General features: G+C 71.6%; 12 protein-coding genes and 5 pseudogenes. 7 read left to right on the top strand and 10 right to left on the bottom strand.

Annotated features, from left to right (window positions below; genetic code table 11):
• Position 1: 1 nt before the first annotated feature.
• Positions 2-322 (bottom strand): ferredoxin, encoded by a 321-nt coding sequence (gene fdxA / locus ACZ411_RS02705; RefSeq protein WP_094116300.1) that lies wholly within the window; start codon positions 320-322, stop codon positions 2-4.
• A 40-nt stretch (positions 323-362) separates the two neighbouring features.
• The gene (locus ACZ411_RS02700; protein ID WP_464168340.1) at positions 363-1,721 is read right to left on the bottom strand and encodes a PIG-L family deacetylase; all 1,359 of its coding nucleotides are present in this window, start codon (positions 1,719-1,721) and stop codon (positions 363-365) included.
• Positions 1,722-1,896: 175 nt separating this feature from the next.
• On the opposite strand from ACZ411_RS02700, the gene efeU reads away from it, so the two are divergent.
• The 3 genes and pseudogenes from efeU to efeB all read left to right on the top strand — a co-directional run bounded on the left by efeU (position 1,897) and on the right by efeB (position 5,500).
• A complete protein-coding gene (gene efeU, locus ACZ411_RS02695) occupies positions 1,897-2,787 on the top strand; it encodes an iron uptake transporter permease EfeU (RefSeq protein ID WP_464168338.1) in 891 nt (296 codons plus the stop codon).
• A 156-nt stretch (positions 2,788-2,943) separates the two neighbouring features.
• Positions 2,944-4,154, top strand: a pseudogene (efeO, locus tag ACZ411_RS02690) (iron uptake system protein EfeO).
• Positions 4,154-5,500, top strand: coding sequence for an iron uptake transporter deferrochelatase/peroxidase subunit (gene efeB, locus ACZ411_RS02685; protein WP_464168336.1), 1,347 nt, complete (start codon positions 4,154-4,156; stop codon positions 5,498-5,500). The pseudogene efeO and the gene efeB overlap by 1 nt, the downstream one beginning before the upstream one ends.
• Positions 5,501-5,527: 27 nt before the next feature.
• On the opposite strand, the gene ACZ411_RS02680 is transcribed toward efeB, so the two are convergent.
• The 4 genes and pseudogenes from ACZ411_RS02680 to ACZ411_RS02665 form a co-directional block, all read right to left on the bottom strand.
• Positions 5,528-5,881 (bottom strand): VOC family protein, encoded by a 354-nt coding sequence (locus ACZ411_RS02680; protein WP_464168334.1) that lies wholly within the window; start codon positions 5,879-5,881, stop codon positions 5,528-5,530.
• 142 nt (positions 5,882-6,023) lie between these two features.
• Positions 6,024-7,932, bottom strand: a pseudogene (typA, locus tag ACZ411_RS02675) (translational GTPase TypA).
• Between the two features lie 116 nt (positions 7,933-8,048).
• A complete protein-coding gene (locus ACZ411_RS02670; RefSeq protein WP_464168332.1) occupies positions 8,049-9,902 on the bottom strand; it encodes an ABC transporter family substrate-binding protein in 1,854 nt (617 codons plus the stop codon).
• A 109-nt stretch (positions 9,903-10,011) separates the two neighbouring features.
• A pseudogene (locus ACZ411_RS02665) lies at positions 10,012-11,702 on the bottom strand (ABC transporter ATP-binding protein).
• Positions 11,703-11,773: 71 nt separating this feature from the next.
• Here ACZ411_RS02665 and ACZ411_RS02660 point away from each other — a divergent pair.
• On the top strand, positions 11,774-12,379 hold the full coding sequence (locus tag ACZ411_RS02660) for a PH domain-containing protein (RefSeq protein WP_464168330.1): 606 nt from the start codon (positions 11,774-11,776) through the stop codon (positions 12,377-12,379).
• Between the two features lie 53 nt (positions 12,380-12,432).
• On the opposite strand, the gene ACZ411_RS02655 is transcribed toward ACZ411_RS02660, so the two are convergent.
• From ACZ411_RS02655 to ACZ411_RS02640, 4 genes and pseudogenes are all read right to left on the bottom strand, one after another.
• Positions 12,433-13,614, bottom strand: a complete 1,182-nt coding sequence (locus tag ACZ411_RS02655) for an ABC transporter permease (protein ID WP_464168328.1) — start codon at positions 13,612-13,614, stop codon at positions 12,433-12,435.
• 3 nt (positions 13,615-13,617) lie between these two features.
• Positions 13,618-15,144: an ABC transporter permease gene (locus tag ACZ411_RS02650; protein ID WP_104344483.1), complete on the bottom strand. Its 1,527-nt coding sequence runs from the start codon at positions 15,142-15,144 to the stop codon at positions 13,618-13,620.
• Between the two features lie 179 nt (positions 15,145-15,323).
• Positions 15,324-16,355: an ABC transporter substrate-binding protein gene (locus ACZ411_RS02645; protein ID WP_464168366.1), complete on the bottom strand. Its 1,032-nt coding sequence runs from the start codon at positions 16,353-16,355 to the stop codon at positions 15,324-15,326.
• 394 nt (positions 16,356-16,749) lie between these two features.
• Positions 16,750-16,872: pseudogene (locus tag ACZ411_RS02640) on the bottom strand (hypothetical protein); the annotation flags it as partial.
• A 587-nt stretch (positions 16,873-17,459) separates the two neighbouring features.
• On the opposite strand from ACZ411_RS02640, the gene ACZ411_RS02635 reads away from it, so the two are divergent.
• From ACZ411_RS02635 to ACZ411_RS02625, 3 genes and pseudogenes are all read left to right on the top strand, one after another.
• Positions 17,460-18,275 carry a CPBP family intramembrane glutamic endopeptidase gene (locus tag ACZ411_RS02635; RefSeq protein WP_464168325.1) on the top strand — a complete coding sequence of 272 codons (816 nt, stop codon included), beginning with the start codon at positions 17,460-17,462 and terminating at the stop codon, positions 18,273-18,275.
• A 107-nt stretch (positions 18,276-18,382) separates the two neighbouring features.
• Positions 18,383-18,791: pseudogene (locus ACZ411_RS02630) on the top strand (DUF485 domain-containing protein).
• 20 nt (positions 18,792-18,811) lie between these two features.
• The gene (locus ACZ411_RS02625; protein ID WP_464168364.1) at positions 18,812-20,410 is read left to right on the top strand and encodes a solute symporter family protein; all 1,599 of its coding nucleotides are present in this window, start codon (positions 18,812-18,814) and stop codon (positions 20,408-20,410) included.
• Positions 20,411-20,439: the final 29 nt, after the last annotated feature.

Genomic DNA, 20,439 nt, shown 5'->3' with positions numbered 1-20,439 from the left:
GTCAGCCGGCCTGGGGCGGGAGGGCGGCGATGACGGGGTGGTCGGAGTGCGTCACGCCGATCTTGGTGGCGCCGCCGGGCGAGCCCATCTCGGCGAAGAACTCCACGTTGGCCGTGTAGTAGTCCGACCACTTCTCCGGCAGGTCGTCCTCGTAGTAGATCGCCTCGACCGGGCACACCGGCTCGCAGGCACCGCAGTCCACGCACTCGTCCGGGTGGATGTAGAGCGACCGCTCGCCCTCGTAGATGCAGTCCACCGGGCACTCGTCGATGCAGGCGCGGTCCTTGACGTCGACACAGGGCAGGGCGATGACGTAGGTCATTCGGGCGGTCCTTCCGGGAGCGGTGCGGCCCGCCACGAGTCTACGCGGCGCGGGGGCCCGCCCCGGCCGGGGCGGCGTCGCCGGGGCCCGCGCCCGGAGCGGCATCCGAGCCCGTGCCGGCAGCGGGCGGTCGCGTCGAGAACCGCGGCCACACCACGACGGCCGCGACGAGGAGCGCGGGCGCGAGCGACCACACCTGGCTCAGCCCGTCGTCGGGGAAGAGCACGGATCCGCTCGGGCCGCGCGTGCCGAGCACGGCGACCGCGGCCACGGTGCCGAGCCCGAGGCAGAGCGCGTGCAGCCGGTCGACGAGGAGCAGGCGGAACGCGACCAGCAGGCACGCGAGCGTCACCAGGGCGAGCACCAGCCCGACGGGCAGCGCGATGCCGCCCACGGGCAGCGTCGCGCGGTGCGCGGCCGTGCCGACCGCGCCCACCAGCACGCCGAGCGCGAGCGCGGCGATCGCCGTGCCGACGCGCTGGGCACCGCGCGGGGGCCGGGCGGCGCCGTCGTCCTGCGCGCGGCCGGCGGGGCGGTGGATCCGGAACATCTCGACCGCGGACACCGGCGCCCCGACCCCGTGCGACAGCGCGAACTGGTCGCCGTCGACGACGGTCTGGGTGCGGTGCGCGGCGACCGCGCGGATCTTGCGGTCGAGCACCTCGGAGGCGTCCACGACGACGTCGACCGCGTCGTCCGGCAGCACGAGGGTGCCGGCGGGATCCGGGTCCGGCGCGGGGAACCGGCCGCGCGCGGCGACGGCCTCGTGCGCCTCGCGGGCCGACGTCACCGTGGTGGTGACGAGGTAGGCGGGGATCCCGGCCTCCTCCGCGGCCCAGGTCGCGATCCCGTGCGTCCGCACGTGGTCGGGGTGGCCGTAGCCGCCGTGGTCGTCGTACGTGATGACGCTCGTCGCGTCGACGTCGGCGATGACCGCGAGCACGTCGCGCGCCTCGTCCGCCTCGTCCCCGGCGCACAGCGAGTCGGGGTCGAGGGGCTGCAGGGCGACGGGCACGCCGTCCGCGCCCCACTGCATCCCGGAGTCGACGTAGCGGCGCGGGGCGAGGCCCTGCCAGCGCGCGTCCGCGTCGCCGAGGAAGCGGTGGTCGTCGACGCCGAGGGCGGCCATGGCCTCGGCGAGCTCCGTCTCGCGGTGGTCGGCGAGCGCCCGGAGGTCGCCCTCGAGGTGCCGCAGCTCCGCGGGGATGACCTCGCCGCGCTCCCCCCGCGTGCAGGTGAGCACGGTGACGGGCACGCCGTCGCGCACGAGCCGCGCGATGGTGCCGCCCGTGACGATGCTCTCGTCGTCGGGGTGCGCGTGCACGAGGAGGACGTGCTCGCGCTCGGCGCGGGCGGTGCGGGCGGCCCGATCGGGGCGTCGGGACGTGCCGGTGCTCATCGGGCGATCCTATCCGCGCTCCTGCGCCGGCTCCCTGGACGGGCGGCGGGGGGACGCCGACTGGACGCACCCCGGCCCGCGCGCTACTGTGCACGAGGTAAGGCAAGCCTCACCTATATTTCCCCACCACGAGCAATCGGACGCGACCCGCGTCCGCCGCCGGAGAGGCGCACGCGTGTTCGCGAACTACCTGATCGGCCTGCGCGAGGGCCTCGAGGCCGCGCTGGTCGTCACCATCCTCATCGCCTACGTCGTCAAGATCGGCCGTCGCGACGTTCTCGGCCGCCTCTGGCTCGGCGTCGGGCTCGCGGTCCTCCTCGCGCTGTCGGTGGGCGCGGTGCTCACCTACGGCGCCTACGGCCTCACCTTCGAGGCGCAGGAGGCGATCGGCGGGTCCCTGTCCATCGTCGCGACGGGCCTCGTCACGTGGATGGTCTTCTGGATGCTCCGCACCGCGAAGGACATGCGCTCGGAGCTGCAGGGCGCCGTCGACCGCGCGATCGCGGGCGCCGCGTGGGGCCTCGTCGCCGTCGCGCTCCTCGCGGTCGGCCGCGAGGGCATCGAGACGGCCCTGTTCCTCTGGTCCGCCGTCCAGGCCACCGGCGAGACCACGATGCCGCTGGTGGGCGCGGGGCTCGGCCTCCTCACGGCGGTGGCGCTCGGCTGGCTCGTCTACCGCGGGATCCTCCGCATCGACCTCGCGCGCTTCTTCACCTGGACCGGCGCCCTCCTCATCGTCGTGGCGGGCGGGGTGCTCGCGTACGGCGTGCACGACCTGCAGGAGGCGGGCATCCTGCCGGGGCTCGGCGCGCTCGCGTTCGACGTCTCCGGCGCCGTGCCGCCCGGATCCTGGTACGGCACGCTCCTCAAGGGCACCGTCAACTCTCTCCCCGCCACCACGTGGCTCGAGGCGGTCGCGTGGGTGCTGTACGTCGTGCCGACGCTCACCGCGTACCTCGCGCTGTCGCGGCGCGGGCGCGGCGCCCGACCGGCGGCCGCATCGTCCGCGACCACGACGGCCGCCGCCGCCACGCAGCGCGTCGTCGACGCACCCGTCGTCCGCTGACCCGCGGCGCGCGCCGTCCCCTCCGCACCGCCTCCCGCTCGCACCTGCTCCACGCACCACGCACCACGCACCACGCACCACGTTGCATCCGCTCCCCTGCTCCCCGCCCCGATCCATCCACCGCCCGGCCCCGCCGGCCCGCTCCCCCGAGGACCCATGAAGCGCTCGACCCTCCCCGCCGCCGCCCTGCTCGCCGGCGCCGCACTCGCTCTCAGCGGCTGCGTCGCCAACGCCCCGGCCGGAGCCGCCGGCGACGGCGCCGCCGCGGACGCCGGCGTGACGCGGCTCACGGTCGACAGCTCGGCCGACGCGTGCACCGTGTCCGCCGCGACCGCGCCGAGCGGAACCGTGTCGTTCCACGTGACGAACTCCACCGACCAGGTCACCGAGTTCTACCTCCTCGCGGAGGACGGCCTCCGCATCGTCGGCGAGGTCGAGAACGTGAGCCCCGGCATCGAAGCGCGACCTCGTGCTCACGGCCCAGCCCGGGGACTACTTCACGGTCTGCAAGCCCGGCATGGTCGGCGACGGCGTCGGCCGCACGCCCTTCACCGTGACCGGCGAGCAGGTGGCGCTCGCGGGCGACGCCGCCCAGCAGGGCGAGGAGGCCGCAGCCGCCTACCTCGCCTACGTGAAGGACCAGGTCGGCAAGCTCCTCCCCGCCACCCAGGAGTTCGCCGACGCGTACCTCGCGGGCGACGACGACCGGGCGCGCGCCCTCTACCCCACCAGCCGCGCCTACTACGAGCGGGTCGAGCCGGTCGCGGAGTCGTTCGGCGACCTCGATCCCGAGATCGACTTCCGCGAGGCCGACGTGGAGCCGGGCACCGAGTGGACGGGGTGGCACCGCATCGAGAAGGACCTGTGGCAGCCCGCCCCCGACGCGAACGGCGGCGACGTCTACGTCCCGCTCAGCACAGCTGACAGGGCCCGCTTCGCCCAGGAGCTCACGGCCGACACGCAGCGCCTCTACGACGCCGTGCACGCCGACGACTTCTCCATCGACATCTCCACCGTCTCCAACGGCGCCGTGGGCCTCATGGACGAGGTCGCCACGGGCAAGATCACCGGCGAGGAGGAGATCTGGTCGCACACGGACCTCTGGGACTTCCAGGCCAACCTCGAGGGCGCGCGCGTCGCGTACGAGGGCGTCCGCGACATCGTGGAGCCCAGAGGACCCGGAGCTCGTCGCCACGCTCGACGCCCGGTTCGCCTCCCTCGAGCAGGACCTCGCCGCCTACGGCTCGCTCGAGCAGGGCTTCACGACGTACGACCAGCTCACGACCGAGCAGGTCAAGGGGCTCGCCGACGGCGTCAACGCGCTGTCCGAGCCGCTGTCGAAGCTGACCGGGGCGCTCGTCGGCTGATGACGCACCACGACGCCGCGAACGCCCCCGCTCCAGAAGCCCCTGCGGATGCCGATGCCGCACCGGCCGCCCGGCCGGCGGGCATCTCCCGCCGCGGGATCCTCGGCATCCTCGGCGCGGGCGCGCTCGGCGGGGGCCTCGTCGGGGCGGCGGGCGGCGTCATGGCCGACCGCGCCTTCGCGGGGGCCCGGCACGCGGCGGGCGGCGCGACGTACCCGTTCCACGGCGCGCACCAGGCCGGCATCACCACGCCCGCCCAGGACCGCCTGCACTTCGCGTCCTTCGACGTCGCCGACATCGACCGCGCGGGCCTCGTGTCGCTCCTCGAGGACTGGAGCGCCGCGGCCGCCCGCATGACGGCGGGCGGCTCCGCGGGCGCGCTCGGCGCGGTCGACGGCCCCTACGACGCCCCGCCGGACGACACCGGCGAGGCGCTCGACCTGCCGCCGTCGAGCCTCACCATCACCTTCGGCCTCGGCCCGTCGCTGTTCACGACGGCCGAGGGCGTGGACCGCTTCGGCATCGCCGACCGTCGTCCCGCGGCACTGGTCGACCTGCCGCGCTTCCCCGGTGAGGCTCTCGTCCCCCAGGCGACGGGCGGCGACCTCTGCATCCAGGCCTGCAGCGACGACCCGCAGGTCGCGGTCCACGCCGTCCGCAACCTGTCGCGCATCGCGTTCGGCCGGGCGTCCATCCGCTGGTCGCAGCTCGGCTTCGGGCGCACGTCCTCCACGAGCCGCGCCCAGGTCACCCCGCGGAACCTCTTCGGGTTCAAGGACGGCACCGCGAACGTCAAGTCCGAGGACACCCGCCAGGTCGAGGACCACGTGTGGGCCGACGCCGGATCCACGCCCGCCGAGGCGTGGATGCAGGGCGGCTCCTACCTCGTCGCCCGCCGCATCCGCATGACCATCGAGACCTGGGACCGGGCGTCGCTCCGCGAGCAGGAGCGCGTGGTCGGCCGCACGAAGGGCTCCGGCGCCCCGCTGAGCGGCGGCACCGAGTTCACCCCGCCCGACTTCCACGCCACGGGCCGGGCGGACGCGCCGCTCATCGACGCGGCGTCCCACGTGCGGCTGGCGCACCCGGACGCCAACGGCGGCGCGGTGCTCCTCCGCCGCGGCTACAACTTCGTCGACGGCAACGACGACCTGGGGCGGCTGAACGCGGGCCTGTTCTTCCTCGCGTTCCAGCGCGACCCGCGGACCCAGTTCATCCCCGTCCAGCAGAGCCTCTCCCGCGACGCGATGAACGAGTACCTGCGCCACGTCGGCAGCGGGATCTGGGCGGTGCCGCCGGGCGCCACGCGCGACGGATACGTGGGCGAGACGCTCTTCGCCTCCTGATCCGTCGCGCACGGCTCCCCGGCCCGGTCACCCGCGTCCACGACGCAGAACCGCGTCCCCTCGGGATCCTCCAGGATCACGTAGTCCGCGCTCGGCCGGTCGCCCCGACCAGTCGACGACGCGGGCTCCGAGCGCGACGAGTCGGCGGACCTCCGCCTCCTGATCGTCGGCGTACAGGTCGAGGTGGATGCGCGGGGGCAGCGCGCGATCCGACGGGTGGGCGTCCAGCGACACGTTCGGTGCACGGCCGTCCCGGGAGCGGAGCAGCACGAAGTCGTCGTCCGCCGGCTCGCGGACCTCGTAGTCGAGCGCACGCGACCAGAACCGGGTCTGCGCGGGGAGGTCGTGCACGCGGATGACGACGGAGCCGACGGAGATCATTCCCGGAGGCTACGCCCGCCGGTGCTCCCCGGCCCTCCGGCCCGTGCCGGGACCCCGGCGGAGGCGGAGACGGCGACGGGCCCGCCCGCCGGCCCCTCCTGCGGAGGGACGTGGCGGACGGGCCCGTCGGTGTCGTGCTGCGCTACGCGTTCTGCTTCTTCAGCCGCGAGGTCTTCCGCTGGCGCGCGTTGGCGTCGAGCTCCACCTTGCGGATCCGGACGAACTCGGGCGTGACCTCCACGCACTCGTCCTCGCGGGCGAACTCGAGGCACTCCTCGAGCGTGAGCTTCCGCGAGGGCGTCATGCGCTCGAAGGAGTCGGAGGTGGACTGACGCATGTTGGTCAGCTGCTTCTCCTTGGTGATGTTCACGTCCATGTCGTCCGCACGCGAGTTCTCGCCGACGACCATGCCCTCGTAGACCTCCTGCGTGGGCTCCACGAAGAACGACATGCGCTCCTGCAGCGCGACCATGGCGAACGGGGTGGCGACACCGGCGCGGTCGGCGACGATGGAGCCGTTGACGCGGGTCGTGATCTCGCCCGCCCACTGCTCGTAGCCGTGCGACACGGCGTTGGCGATGCCCGCGCCGCGCGTGATGGTGAGGAACTCCGTGCGGAAGCCGATGAGGCCGCGCGACGGGACGACGAACTCCATGCGGACCCAGCCGGTGCCGTGGTTGCTCATGCCCTCCATGCGGCCCTTGCGGGCGGCGAGGAGCTGCGTGATCGCGCCGAGGTACTCCTCGGGCGAGTCGATGGTGAGGTGCTCGTAGGGCTCGTGCACCTTGCCGTCGACCTGCTTGACGACCACCTGCGGCTTGCCGACGGTCAGCTCGAAGCCCTCGCGGCGCATCTGCTCCACGAGGATCGCGAGCGCCAGCTCGCCACGGCCCTGGATCTCCCAGGCGTCAGGGCGGCCGATGTCGACGAGCTTGATGGACACGTTGCCGATGAGCTCGCGGTCGAGGCGGTCCTTGACCATGCGGGCGGTGAGCTTGTGGCCCTTGACCTTGCCGATGAGCGGGCTGGTGTTCGTGCCGATGGTCATCGAGATGGCCGGGTCGTCCACCGTGATGGTGGGCAGCGGGCGGACGTCCTCGGGGTCGGCGAGCGTCTCGCCGATGGTGATGTCCTCGATGCCGGCGACGGCGACGATGTCGCCGGGGCCCGCGGAGCTCGGTGGGGAACCGGTCGAGCGCCTTCGTGATGAGGAGCTCGGTGATCTTCACGTTCTTGACGGTGCCGTCGTGCTTGACCCAGGCGACCTGCTGGCCCTTCTTGATCGTGCCGTTGAAGACGCGGAGGAGGGCGAGGCGGCCGAGGAAGGGCGATGCGTCGAGGTTGGTGACGTGGGCCTGGAGCGGGTGCGCGTCGTCGTAGGTCGGCGCGGGGACGTGGTCGAGGATCGCCTTGAACAGGGGCTCGAGGTCCTCGTTGTCGGGCAGCTCGCCGTTCTCCGGCTTGTTGGCGCTCGCGGCGCCGTTGCGGCCGGACGCGTAGACGACGGGCACGTCGAGGATGGCGTCGAGGTCGAGGTCGGGGTGCTCGTCCGACATGTCGGAGGCGAGGCCGAGCAGCAGGTCCTGACTCTCGGCCACGACCTCGTCGATGCGCGCGTCGGGGCGGTCGGTCTTGTTGACCAGGAGGATCACGGGGAGCTTGGCCTCGAGGGCCTTGCGGAGCACGAAGCGCGTCTGGGGCAGCGGGCCCTCGGACGCGTCGACGAGGAGCACGACGCCGTCGACCATGGACAGGCCGCGCTCGACCTCGCCGCCGAAGTCGGCGTGGCCCGGGGTGTCGATCACGTTGATGACGATGGGCGTGCCGTCGGCGTGCTTCCCGTTGTAGAGCACCGCGGTGTTCTTCGCGAGGATCGTGATGCCCTTCTCGCGCTCGAGGTCGTTCGAGTCCATCATGCGGTCCTCGCCCTCGAAGTGGGCGTCGAACGAGTTCGTCTGCTTGAGCATGGCGTCGACCAGGGTCGTCTTGCCGTGGTCCACGTGGGCCACGATGGCCACATTGCGGAGGTCGTTGCGCGCGACTAGCGCCATAGTGCTGTCCTTCAGTGGGAAGAGGATGCTGGCCTTGTCATCAAGGGAGTAGGGCGAAGAGCCGCCGTCTGCTATTCCCAGCGTCGTCCAGTCTATCGTGCCGATGCAAACCGGGCTCAGGGAGCGGCGGGGGCGAGCGTCCAGCGCCAGGCGTCGTCGAGGATCCCGGCCTGGTGCGACGACACCTGGACCCCGCCGACCCGCTCCTGCGCGGCCGCGAGGGCGGGGTGCTGGTAGAGCGGCAGACCGGCGCGGTCGCCGTAGATGCGGCGGTCGAGGCGCAGCAGGAGCTCGGTGCGCGCGTCGTCGTCCTCGGTGCGGCTGAGGGAGGCGAAGAGCGACGCGACGTCGGGGTCGGCGGTCGCCTGGCCGTCCCGGGCGTCCGCGCGTCCCTCGTGCGCCGCGCGGATGGACGCGACCGACGGGTACGCGTCCTCGGACGCCAGCAGCGCGGCGTCGTACGCGCCCGCCTGGTCGAGCACGCTCTCCCACTGCGGGGTGGAGCAGTCGGTGACGACGAAGCCGGCCTCGCCGGCCGAGTCGCGGATCGCCTCGAACGCGGCGATGCGGCGAGGATCGGCGGGGTCGTACAGCACGCAGACCTCGGGGGCCGCCTGGCCGGCCGAGGCGAGCAGCCGGCGGGCCTCGTCGAGGTCGATGTCGTCGAAGCGGCTCGACCCGTTGGCACGCACCTGGTCGGCGTAGCCGTCCGTCCCCGGGGAGAGGACGAACGAGTCGCGCGTGGCGGCGTCGGGGTCGAGGGGCTCCGCGGCGTCGCGGAGGATCTCGTCGCGCGGGATCGTGGCCAGGAAGGCGGTGCGGACGGCGACGTCCGACATCGCGTGGTTGCGGGCGCCGGCGGTCTGCAGGTCGAGGCGCTCCCATGTCGCGGACGCGCCGCGGACGACCTGCACGCCGTCGAGGTCGTCGAGCGCGTCGGCGACCCGACCGTCGGCCGCCGGCGCGATCACGTCGACGTCGCCGGCGGCCAGGGCCTGGACCGCGGCGTCGGGGTCCTCGATGGTGGACACGACGATGCGCTCGACCGACGGCCGGTGGAAGCCGGAGTAGTAGGGGTTGGCCCGGAGCGTGATGGAGGTGCCCGGGTCGATCGAGTCGATGGCGTACGGCCCGGACCCCACGGCCCGGTCGGGGTGCGCCGCGATCTCGGCCACGCCGAAGCCGCGGTTCCACGCGTCGGAGATGGGCGAGAGGAGCTCGGGGGCGCCGTCCTGCACGGCGTCCACCAGCGTCTGCTTGGCGCGGCCGGGGCTCGACATGTCGAGCGCGAGCTGGACGACGGCGTGCGCCGGCAGCCCGACCTCGAACGCGAGGCGCCAGTCGGGCGCGTACTCGTCGAAGACCATGGTGATCGACCGGCCGCCGTCGCCGATCTCCGGCGTGCGCGTCACGTGCGTGAGCGTCTCGTCGGCCGCGGAGTCGAACCAGACCGCCTCCTCCGGGAGCGGGCCGGTGTACCCGCCGGTGGACTCGTCGACGTACCCGGACGCGTCGAAGCCCGGGGTGTCGAGCGCGCCGGACCCCGCGGCCCAGGCGAGCAGGAGGTCGGCCGCGTCGACGGGCTCGCCGTCGGACCAGCGGACGCCCTCGGCGACGGTGTACTCGACGGTGAAGGGGTCGCGGGAGACGACCCGCGCGGACCCGTAGCCGGGGTCGGCGGCGACCGTGCCGTCCGGGGCGACCTCCGAGAAGCGGGCGTTCGTCGCGTGGACGATCTCCCGGTTGCCGTCGGTCCCGCCGGTGCGGGAGGCCGCGTTGTAGGAGGTGAAGGACGTGGGCAGCGCGGCGCGGATCTCGGTGTCGGCGACCATCCCGGTCGTCGGCGCGCAGGCGGCGAGGCCGGCCACGAGGGCCAGCGCGACGGCGGCGGAGGCACCGCGGACGGCCCGGCGGATCCCTCGCGGGCGCCGGGCTGGAGCGGCCTCGGGGCCTCGCGTGTCGCTGTCCATCGCGGACGATCCTACGCGAGCGGCATGACGAGGCCCGCCGCCCGCGCGCCCCCGCGAGGGGGTGCGCCGGACGGCGGGCCGGGTGGTGCGGGCGCGGGCGCGCCGCGGATCAGGCCGCGGGCGGCTGCTGGTCGCGCAGGGCCTCGCGGAGCTGACGGCGCTCCTGCTGCTGGTCGGGATCCGGCAGCGGCACGGCGGCGATGAGCTTCTGCGTGTACGGGTGCTGCGGGTTCCGGAGGATCGACTCGGTCGGCCCCTGCTCCACGATCTTGCCGTGGTTCATCACCACGATGCGGTCGGCGAGGAGGTCGACCACCGCGAGGTCGTGGCTGACGAAGAGGCACGCGAACTGGAGCTCCTTCTGGATCTCCTGCAAGAGCGCCAGCACACGCGCCTGCACCGACACGTCGAGCGCCGAGGTGGGCTCGTCGGCCACGAGCACCTTGGGCCGGAGCGCGAGCGCCCGGGCGATGCCGACCCGCTGGCGCTGACCGCCCGAGAGCTCGTTCGGGTAGCGGTTGCGGAAGCTGCGCGGCAGCTCGACCTGGTCGAGGAGCTCCTCGACGCGGTCGCTCTGCTGCTTCTTCGAGAACTGGCCCGAGAGCTCGAGCGGCTCGCCGATGCTCTGGCCGATGGGCCAGCGGGGGTTCAGCGAGGAGCCCGGGTCCTGGAAGACGATGCCGATCTCGCGGCGCACGGCCCGGAGGTCCTTCTGCGAGATGCCGGTCATGCGGCGCCCCGCGACCGTCATCTCCCCGCCGGCGACGGGCAGGAGCCCGACCGCGGCGCGGGCGATGGTCGTCTTGCCGGATCCCGACTCGCCGACGACGCCCACGACCTCACCGGGGTGGATGTCGAAGGAGGCGCCGGACACGGCCCGGAACGCCGGCACGCGGCCGAGCTTCGGGTAGTCGATGTCGACGTCCTTCAGAGAGATGGCGGGCTCGGTGGTGCGGGCCGCGACCTCCACCTGCGACGCCTCGCCGGTGCCGAGGTGCGGCACCGACGCGAGCAGCTGCTTCGTGTACGGGTCCTTCGGCGCCTGGAAGATCTCGCGCACCGAGCCGCGCTCGACGATGCGGCCGCTCTTCATCACGATGACGTTGGTCGCGAGGTCGGCGACCACGCCCATGTCGTGGGTGATGATGACGATCGCGCTGTTGAGGCGCTGGTGCAGCTTCCGCAGCAGGTCGAGGATCTCCGCCTGGATGGTCACGTCGAGCGCCGTGGTCGGCTCGTCGGCGATCAGCATGTCGGGGTCGCACGACAGCGACTGGGCGATCATGGCGCGCTGGCGCTGCCCTCCAGAGAGCTGGTGCGGGTAGGAGTCGAACGCCTTCTCCGGGTCGGGCATCTCCACGAGCTTCAGCAGCTCGAGCGCGCGCACCTTCGCGGCCGACGGGATGATCGACTGGTGGACGCGCAGCGCCTCCACGATCTGGAAGCCCACCGTGTAGACGGGGTTCAGCGCGGTCATCGGCTCCTGGAAGATGACGGCGATGTCGTTGCCGCGCGCCTTCCGCAGGGTCGCCTGGTCGGCGCCGACCATCTCGACGCCCTTGAGCTTGGCGCTCCCCGGACCCGGCCGTTCTTCGGCAGGAGGCCGAGCAGCGACATCGAGCTGACGCTCTTGCCCGAGCCGGACTCGCCGACGATCGCGAGCACCTCGCCCGGGTTGACCGTGTAGTCGAGGTCGATGGCCGCGGGGATCCACTCGTCGCCGACCCAGAAGTCGACTCCGAGGCCGGAGACCTCGAGGATGGGGGCGGCGGGATCCGCCCCGTTCGCGTGAGCGCTCATGCTGCGGCCTCCTGGCTGGTGGAAGTAGGGGTGTCGGGGGGCGTCGATGCGGGCCGTGGGACGATGAGGCCATGGATCAGCCCGTCGTCATCCGCCCGTCGTTCGGACGCCTGCTGACCGTGATCGTCTCGGCGATCGCGGTCCTGGTGCTCGTGAGCACCGTGGTCGGTGGTCGTGCCGACCTCCTGCCGACGGCGGTGTGGGCTCCGCTGATGCTGGCCTACGCGTCGTGGCTCGTCTTCTGGAACCCGCGGGTGCGCATCGCCACGGAGGGCGTCGAGATCCGCAACGTCTTCCGCACTCACGACATCTCGTGGCCGGCGATCCGCCGGGTGGACACGAAGTGGGCCCTGAACATCACGACCGCGCACGAGCGCGTCACGGCCTGGGCCGCTCCGGCGCCCGGCCGGCACTCGAACGCCTACATCACGACGAAGGAGGAGCGGAACCAGCCGTACCTCAGCGCCATGATGCGGGACGCCCGTCGCGGGGACCTGCCGCGCACCGACTCGGGCGACGCGGCCACGGTGATCCGGCTGCGCCTGGCCGACCTCGCCGAGGCGGGCCACCTGGGCGGCCCGGTCGAGGAGGCGGCCCGCCGCGTCCGTACGCACTGGGTCGAGATCGCCGTGCTGGCGGTGCTGGTCGTCGCGACCGTGGCGAGCAGCCTGGTCTGAGACCGGACCGGAGCCGCGGGCGGGGCCGACGGGCCGGCGCGTCGCCGTCACCGTCATCGGCCGTCCGTGCGGTCGGACGCCGGGCCGTCTGCCTGCGAGTCCGGTCGCGCGGACCCGACGGGCGGCGAGACGCGGACGCCCTCGGCGCCCGACCCTGCCTTCGGGCCGCTGTCGCGTCCGCCGCGGCCCGTGAGCATGGCGAACATCTGGCGGTAGGGGCCCTGTCCGCCCGGCATGCGCCGCTGGCGCGGGTCGAACGCGTCGCGCAGGCCGTCGCCGATGAAGTTGATCGACAGCGCGATGATGATGATGAACAGGCCCGGGAACCAGAACAGCCACGGCCGGGTCGAGAAGGCGCCCTGGTACTCGTTGATGATCTGGCCGAGCGAGACGTCCGGCGGCCGGATGCCGAAGCCGAGGAAGGACAGCGCAGCCTCGAGCAGGATGGCCGCGCTCATGAGCAACGTCGTCGACACGATGACGACTCCGATGGCGTTCGGCAGGATGTGCCGGAAGACGATGCGGCTGTTGGAGGCTCCAGCGACGCGGGCGGCATCGACGAACTCGCGCTCGCGGAGGCTGAGGAACTCTCCGCGTACGAGGCGCGCGAGGCTCGGCCAGCCGACCAGACCGAGCGTCACGCCGAGCACGGCCGCTCCGAGGCTGCCGAAGGTGCGGCCGAGGACGGCGGCGATGACGATGACCGGGATCACGATGATCAGGTCGGTGAAGCGCATCAGGATCGAGTCGATGCGGCCACGGAAGAACCCGGCGAGGGCGCCGATCACGATGCCGAGGAACGCGGCGATGATGCCGTATACGACCATCACGACGATGGACTGCTGCGTGCCGCGCATGACGCGGGCGAAGATGTCGCGCCCGATCTCGTCCTGGCCGAAGGGGTGGGAGCCGAACTGGAACGGCAGCACCCATGTCGGGTCGCCGCCGTTGACGATGGGCGAGGCGTTCTCGTAGCCCCACATCCACCACCCCGGGATGCGCAGGCCGAGGAACTGGATGCCGACGGAGGAGTACACGAGGATCGCGACCAGGACGAGCACGACGAGCGCGGTCATCGCGCCCTTGTGACGCAGGAACCGACGGCGGACGACGGTGCCCTGGCTGAGGCCCTCGATCTCGCGCTGCTCGATGGTCAGCTCGGAGTTGGCACCGCCCTCGGGCAGGTTCGGGTCGTTGTGGGGGTCGTTGGGGTTCCCCATCAGTGCGTTCGTCATGTGTCAGCTCACCCGGATTCGAGGATCGAGGACCGAGTACAGGATGTCGGCCAGCATGTTGAAGATCACGGTCAGGATGCTGGTGATCAGGATGAATCCCATCAGGGGGTTGAGGTCGGTGGTGCGCAGGGCGTCCTGGAAGATCGACCCCATGCCCTTCCACGCGAAGATCGTCTCCGTGATGACCGCGCCGCCGATGAGCGCGCCGACGTCGAAGGCGATGACGGTGGCGACGGGGATCATGGCGTTGCGGAACGCGTGCCGCATGATGACGGTGCGCTCGGTGAGGCCCTTCGCGCGCGCGGTGCGCACGTAGTCCTGGTTCATGACCTCGAGCAGGCTCGCCCGCGAGTAGCGCGAGTAGCTGGCCACCGAGATGAGCAGCAGCGCGATGGTGGGCAGGAGGAGGTGCGTGTAGCTGTCGAGCATGCCCTGCCAGACCGAGCCGTTGAGGCCCGGGGTGACGGCGCCGACGGTGGCGATGGGGCGCCCGCGCGTGTTCTGCACGTAGTCGGGCCACACCTGCATGACGCGGTCGACGATGATCAGCAGCGCCACGAGCCCGCCGGTGATGGCGGCGCCGCGCGCGACGATGGGCTTGTCGTTCTGGCCCACCACGTAGCCGACGACGATGCCGACCACGGCGAAGGCCGCGATGAGGACGAGCGTGATCCACCAGGGGGCGGAGACCGTGAGCACGTACTGGAGCGGGAACCAGAGCGCGGCGCCGAGGGCGGCCATGCCGAGCGCGGAGTAGAACGCGCGCCGGTTGCGCAGGCCCGTGGAGAGCGACGTGATGAGCACCGCGATGAGCGCGCCGAGCGCGGCGATGAGGAGGATGCCGAGCCCCGGGCGCGCGAACCACTCGGTGATCGTGAGGTACGTGAGCACGATCGCGGTGATGACGGTGGCGGAGCCGAACACGACGAGGCGGGGCTTCGGGTCGCCGCCGATGATGCTCATCCAGACGAAGCCGGAGAGGAGGGACAGCACCACGATGACCAGCGGCGGTATCGAGGGGTCCGTCAGGAAGTCGTTGAAGCCGATGGCGACGTACTGCTTCAGCAGCACGGCCACGAAGAAGACGGGGAGGGAGAAGAAGAGGAACGACGAGAACGTGACCGTGTAGTCGTAGCCGCTGTACTGGCGGAGGGCCGTCGTCATGCCGATGGCGACGCCGATGATGACGGCGATGACGGTGGCGATGGTCACCAGCTGGATGGTCTGGCCGGCCGCCGTGGCGATCATGCCGTTGACCTCGCGGCCGTCGATGGCGCGCCCCAGGTCGATCTGGCCGATGAACACCTTGAAGACGCCGGCGAGCCAGGTGAAGTAGCGCAGCGGCGGCGGCACGTCGAGGTTCAGCGCCTCCGTGCGGGCCGCGATGAGCGCGTCGCGGTTGGGCGACGGCGATTCGCGCAGGTCGGCGAGCGGATCACCCGAGTTGGCGGCCAGGTTGTAGATGATGAAGCTGGCGCCCAGGAGGACGAAGAACGACGCGACGAGGCGTCTCAAGACGAAGGTAAGCACAGGGCGACGACGTCCCTTTCTGTGTTCGGCCAGGGCTCGTGACCCGACCCGACGAGAGCATACGCGGCCGGATCCGCGGATCACGAATCGGCAACGGACATGGAGAGGGTGCCGAGGCCAGGTGGCCTCGGCACCCTCACGCTCACCCCGTTCGGGGGTGCGCGTTCACTGCTGCCGTGCTACTCGGCGGAGGTGTTCGCCGGTGCCCACTCGTAGAAGTTCCAGAAGAACGTCGGGGAGAGGAAGGCCGGCTTGACGCCCGTCACCGTGTCGCTCCAGGCCGTGAGGCCCGGGAACTGGAAGATCGGCGTCGTCCAGCTCTGCTCCTGGATGAGCGTCTCCGCCTGGATCAGGATGTCGCGCTGCTTGTCGGGGTCGGTCTCGGTGTCGAGCTGCGTGAACAGGTCGTCGATCTCCGGGTTGGACCAGCCGTAGTAGTTGTTGATGCCGCCGGTCTGGTAGTTCGGGCCGGACTCGCCGACCGCGAGGCTCGTGGACTGCCATCCGAAGAGGGCGATGTCGTACGAGTCGGTCTTGCTGGAGAGGTCGGCGCCCCACGTCGCGCTGTTCACGTCGATGAGGTTGAAGCCGGCCTGGCTGGCCGACTGGCGCATGAGCTCGAACTCCTGCTGGCGACGGGTGTTGCCCTGGCCGTAGAGGACGCGGGCGTCGATCGTGCCCGTGACGCCGGCCTCGGCGAGGAGCGCCTTGGCACCCTCGATGTCGACCGTCTGGTCGGCGTAGCCGTTCTCCTTCACGGAGGCCTCGTAGTTCTCCGTGCCGGGCACGAAGACGTTCGAGTTGCGGAGCTCCGCGTCCTCCTGGAGGGGCTTGATGAGCTTCTCGAGGATCTCCTCGCGCGGCAGGGTCTTGAAGAACGCCTGGCGGACGAGCTTCGCCTTCTCCTCGTCGCCGCCGAACTTCGCCGCGTCGAACGCGCCGCCGTTGGTGGTCTGGAGGTCGACGTGCTCGTACGTGCCCTCGGCCTGGCCCTTGTACTCGACGCCGCTGAGGCCCTGGACCTGCTTGAGGAGGTCAGCCGTGGGCTGGCCGGACGCGATCGAGACCTCGCCGTTCTCGAGGGCCTGGATCTGCGCCTGCGGGTCGGCGATGAAGCGGACGGTGATCTCCTGGTACTTCGGCTTCTTGCTGCCGGTGTACTCGGGGTTCGCGGTGAGCGTCACGTACTGGTCGGCCTTGAGGTCCGAGATGACGTACTGGCCGGTGGCCAGCGTCTTCTGCGCCTCGGCCGGGCATGTCCGAGTAGCGGTAGCCGTCGTTCCAGATCTTGGAGACCGGGGCGAGGACGCTGGCGTCCTTGTCCTGGATCGCCGTGATCAGCTTGTCCTTGGCGTCCTCGGCCGACAGGTCGTCGTCCGGGAAGGCGAGCTGGGTCGTGCCGTGGGCGGAGACGCCGACGCCGTTGCCGGTCGCGACCTCCCAGTCGACGTACGGCTTGTCGTACGTGTAGGTCAGGCTGCGGCCGTCGTCGCCGATCTCGGGGGTCTGCGTGACGAGGCCGAGGCGGGTGTCCGCCACGGCGCCGGAGTTGAAGAAGACCTGGTCGTCGCCGGTGGTGACCGCGCCGGTCTCCTCGTCGGTCTGGACGTCGTCGCCGCCGACCGTGTTGACGTTCGTGGTGTTCGCCGCCCAGTTGAGCAGCATGTCCGCCGCGTCGACGGGGGTGCCGTCGCTCCACTTGACGCCGTCCTTGATGGTGAACTTCACCACGAGCGGGTCGTCGGAGACCTTCTCGTAGGTGCCGAAGTCCTCGTCCTTCACCAGGGTCGGGCCGTCGTCGTAGTAGTTGAACGATCGGTTCGTCAGGTAGACGATGTTCGTGTTGGCGGTCGCGTTGCCGGTCGCCGACAGGTTGTTGTACTCGAGGAACGGGTCGTTCCAGGCCACGGTGATCGAAGAGCCGTCGATGACCTCGGACTCCTGAGCGGGCGCAGAGCAGCCGCTGAGGACGAGGGCACCGGAGACAATTGCAGCACCAGCCACCACAAGGCGTCTGATTTTCAATGTTCCTCCTGTGCATGGGAATGGCGCGGACCCACCGTGCGTGCGGTCGACCGCGCAGATAAGAACGACCCTAGGTACGGCTGGGAGTCTTTGCAAAAACTGGACCCAAACGTTACATACCGGTAACTCGGACGCGCGGATCCGTGCGTCGGGGTCCGGATCCGTGCGTCTCGACCGTCGGGATCGCGCGTTCCCACCGCCTCCGGCGACGGATCGCGTCGTCCGGGGCCCTCACCGGCCACGCCCAGCCGCCGGGCGGCCGGGCGGGCGCGCGCGCCTAGGATCGGCCCGTGCCCGACGCTCCCGACCGCCCCCGCGCCCCCCGTCCGCCGCTGGAGCGCACGGCGCGGACGCGGCTCCGGTGGGAGATCGCGATCGTGCTCGGGCTCTCCCTCGGGGCGAGCGCGGTGTACTCGGTCCTCCGCATCGTCGACCTGTCGACCCGCACCGAGTCGCTGGGGTCGCAGAGCGCGACCATCAACCGGAGCCTGAACGACCGGCAGGTGTTCGACCTCCTCTACCAGCTGCTCGATGTCGCGACCGCGCTCGTGCCGGTGGCCCTCGTGCTCTACCTCCTGTGGCAGCCCGGCCACAGCGCGTTCCGGCGCATCGGCCTCGACCTCACCCGGCCCGTACGCGACGTCGCCGCCGGGTTCGGGCTCGCCGCGCTCATCGGCGTGCCCGGGCTCGGGCTGTACTTCGCGGGCCGGGCCCTCGGGATCACCGTCGACGTGGTGCCGACCGCCCTCGACTCCTACTGGTGGACCGTGCCGGTGCTCGTGCTGGTCGCGCTCCGCGCGGCCCTGCAGGAGGAGGTGATCGTCGTCGGCTACCTCTTCACACGGCTCCGCGAGCTCGGCTGGGGGAACGGGCGGCTCGGGACGTGGACCGTGATCCTCGCTGCGGCGGTGCTGCGGGGCAGCTACCACCTGTACCAGGGCTACGGGCCCTTCGTCGGCAACGTGGCGATGGGGGTCGTGTTCGGCTGGTGCTACGTGCGGTTCGGCCGGACGGCGCCCCTCGTGGTGGCCCACCTGATCCTCGACGTCGTGAGCTTCGTGGGGTACCCGGTGGCGCTGCAGCTGCTGCCCGGACTGTTCTCCTGAGCCGGCCCGCCGGACGATCCGGGGGCGGGCCCTGGTCAACACCCGTCGCCTGTGCCTAACCTGGGAATGTCGCACGACGAGGTGCGGCCTCATCTCGAGGAGATCACATGGGCGACGCCGCTCATCCGGTCGGGGACCCCCGGCCGGCCGTCGACTACCGGGAGGTCGAGGACTCGGCCCGGTTCCGGGAGCTGAAGCGCGCGCACCGCGGCTTCGTGTTTCCCGCTGGCCGTCGCGTTCCTCGTCTGGTACTTCGCGTTCGTCCTGCTGTCGGACTACGCGCACGAGTTCATGTCCACGCCCGTCATCGGGAACGTGAACCTCGGGATCCTGCTGGGGCTCGGGCAGTTCGTCACCACGTTCGCCATCACCACCTGGTACGTGAGCCGGGCGAACGCGCGCTTCGACCCGATCGCCGCGGAGATCCGCGCCGACCTGGAGGAGCGCGAGCGCGTCGCCGCGACGCGCCCCCGCGGGAGCACCCCGCCGAAGCGCCGGAAGGGCGGCCGACGGTGAGCGCGCCGGGCGTCTCGGTCATGGCCACCACGCCGACGACCGACACGGGCGATCCGGTCCTCAACATCTCGATCTTCGGGGCGTTCGTGGTCATCACCCTGGTGATCGTCTTCCGCGCGAGCCGGAACAACTCGACGGCCGCGGACTACTACGCCGCCGGCCGCTCCTTCACCGGACCGCAGAACGGCACCGCGATCGCGGGCGACTACCTCTCGGCGGCGTCGTTCCTCGGCATCGTCGGCGCCATCGCCATCAACGGGTACGACGGGTTCCTCTACTCCATCGGGTTCCTGGTGGCGTGGCTCGTGGCCCTGCTGCTGGTCGCCGAGCTCATGCGCAACACGGGCAAGTTCACGATGGCCGACGTGCTGAGCTTCCGGCTGAAGCAGCGTCCGGTGCGGCTGGCCGCGGCCACGACGACGCTCGCGGTCTGCTTCTTCTACCTGCTCGCCCAGATGGCGGGCGCCGGCGGGCTCGTCTCGCTGCTGCTCGGCATCGACGACCGGCTCGGGCAGTCGCTCGTGATCGCGGTCGTCGGGGCGCTGATGATCGTCTACGTGCTCGTCGGCGGGATGAAGGGCACCACCTGGGTGCAGATCATCAAGGCGTGCCTGCTCATCGCGGGCGCCGCCGTGATGACCGTGTGGGTGCTCGCGATCCACGGGTTCAACATCTCGGAGCTGATGGGCGCCGCGGCGGCCGCGGCCGACAAGCCCGTGCTCGAGCCCGGCAACCAGTACGGGGCCACGGGGATCACGAAGCTCGACTTCCTGTCGCTCGCGCTCGCGCTGGTGCTCGGCACGGCGGGCCTCCCCCACGTGCTCATGCGCTTCTACACGGTGCCGACCGCGAAGGAGGCCCGCCGCAGCGTCGTCTGGGCGATCTGGCTCATCGGCGTCTTCTACCTCTTCACCCTGGTGCTCGGCTACGGTGCCGGCGCGCTGCTCGGCAGCGAGCGGATCCTCGCGGCCCCCGGCGGCGTGAACTCCGCCGCGCCGCTCCTCGCGCTCGAGCTCGGCGGGCCGATCCTCCTCGGGATCATCGCCGCGGTGGCGTTCGCGACCATCCTGGCGGTGGTCGCCGGGCTCACCATCACGGCGGCGGCGTCCTTCGCGCACGACGTGTACGGCAGCGTCATCAAGAAGGGGCAGGTGTCCGCGAACGGCGAGGTGCGGGTCGCGCGGATCACGGTGGTCGTGATCGGCATCGTGTCGATCATCGCGGGCATCGGCGCCAACGGGCAGAACGTCGCGTTCCTCGTGGCGCTCGCGTTCGCGGTGGCCGCGAGCGCCAACCTGCCGACGATCCTCTACTCCCTCTACTGGCGGCGGTTCTCCACCCGGGGCGCGGTGCTCAGCATGTACGGCGGGCTCGGGACGGCGCTCGTGCTCATCGCGTTCTCCCCCGTGGTGTCGGGCGCCGAGACGTCGATGATCCCGGGAGCCGACTTCTCGTGGTTCCCGCTGAGCAACCCCGGCATCGTGTCGATCCCCGTCGGGTTCCTGCTCGGCTGGATCGGGACGGTCACGTCGACGCGCAAGGAGGACCCGCTCGTCGCAGCCGAGATGGACGTGCGCTCGCTCACCGGGCACGGCGCCGAGAAGGCGACGGAGCACTAGGGCTCGGCTGCCGGACGTGCGACGAGGGC

The organism is Clavibacter sp. AC415 (assembly GCF_979252985.1).
This window is presented reverse-complemented; position numbering and strand designations above follow the sequence as displayed.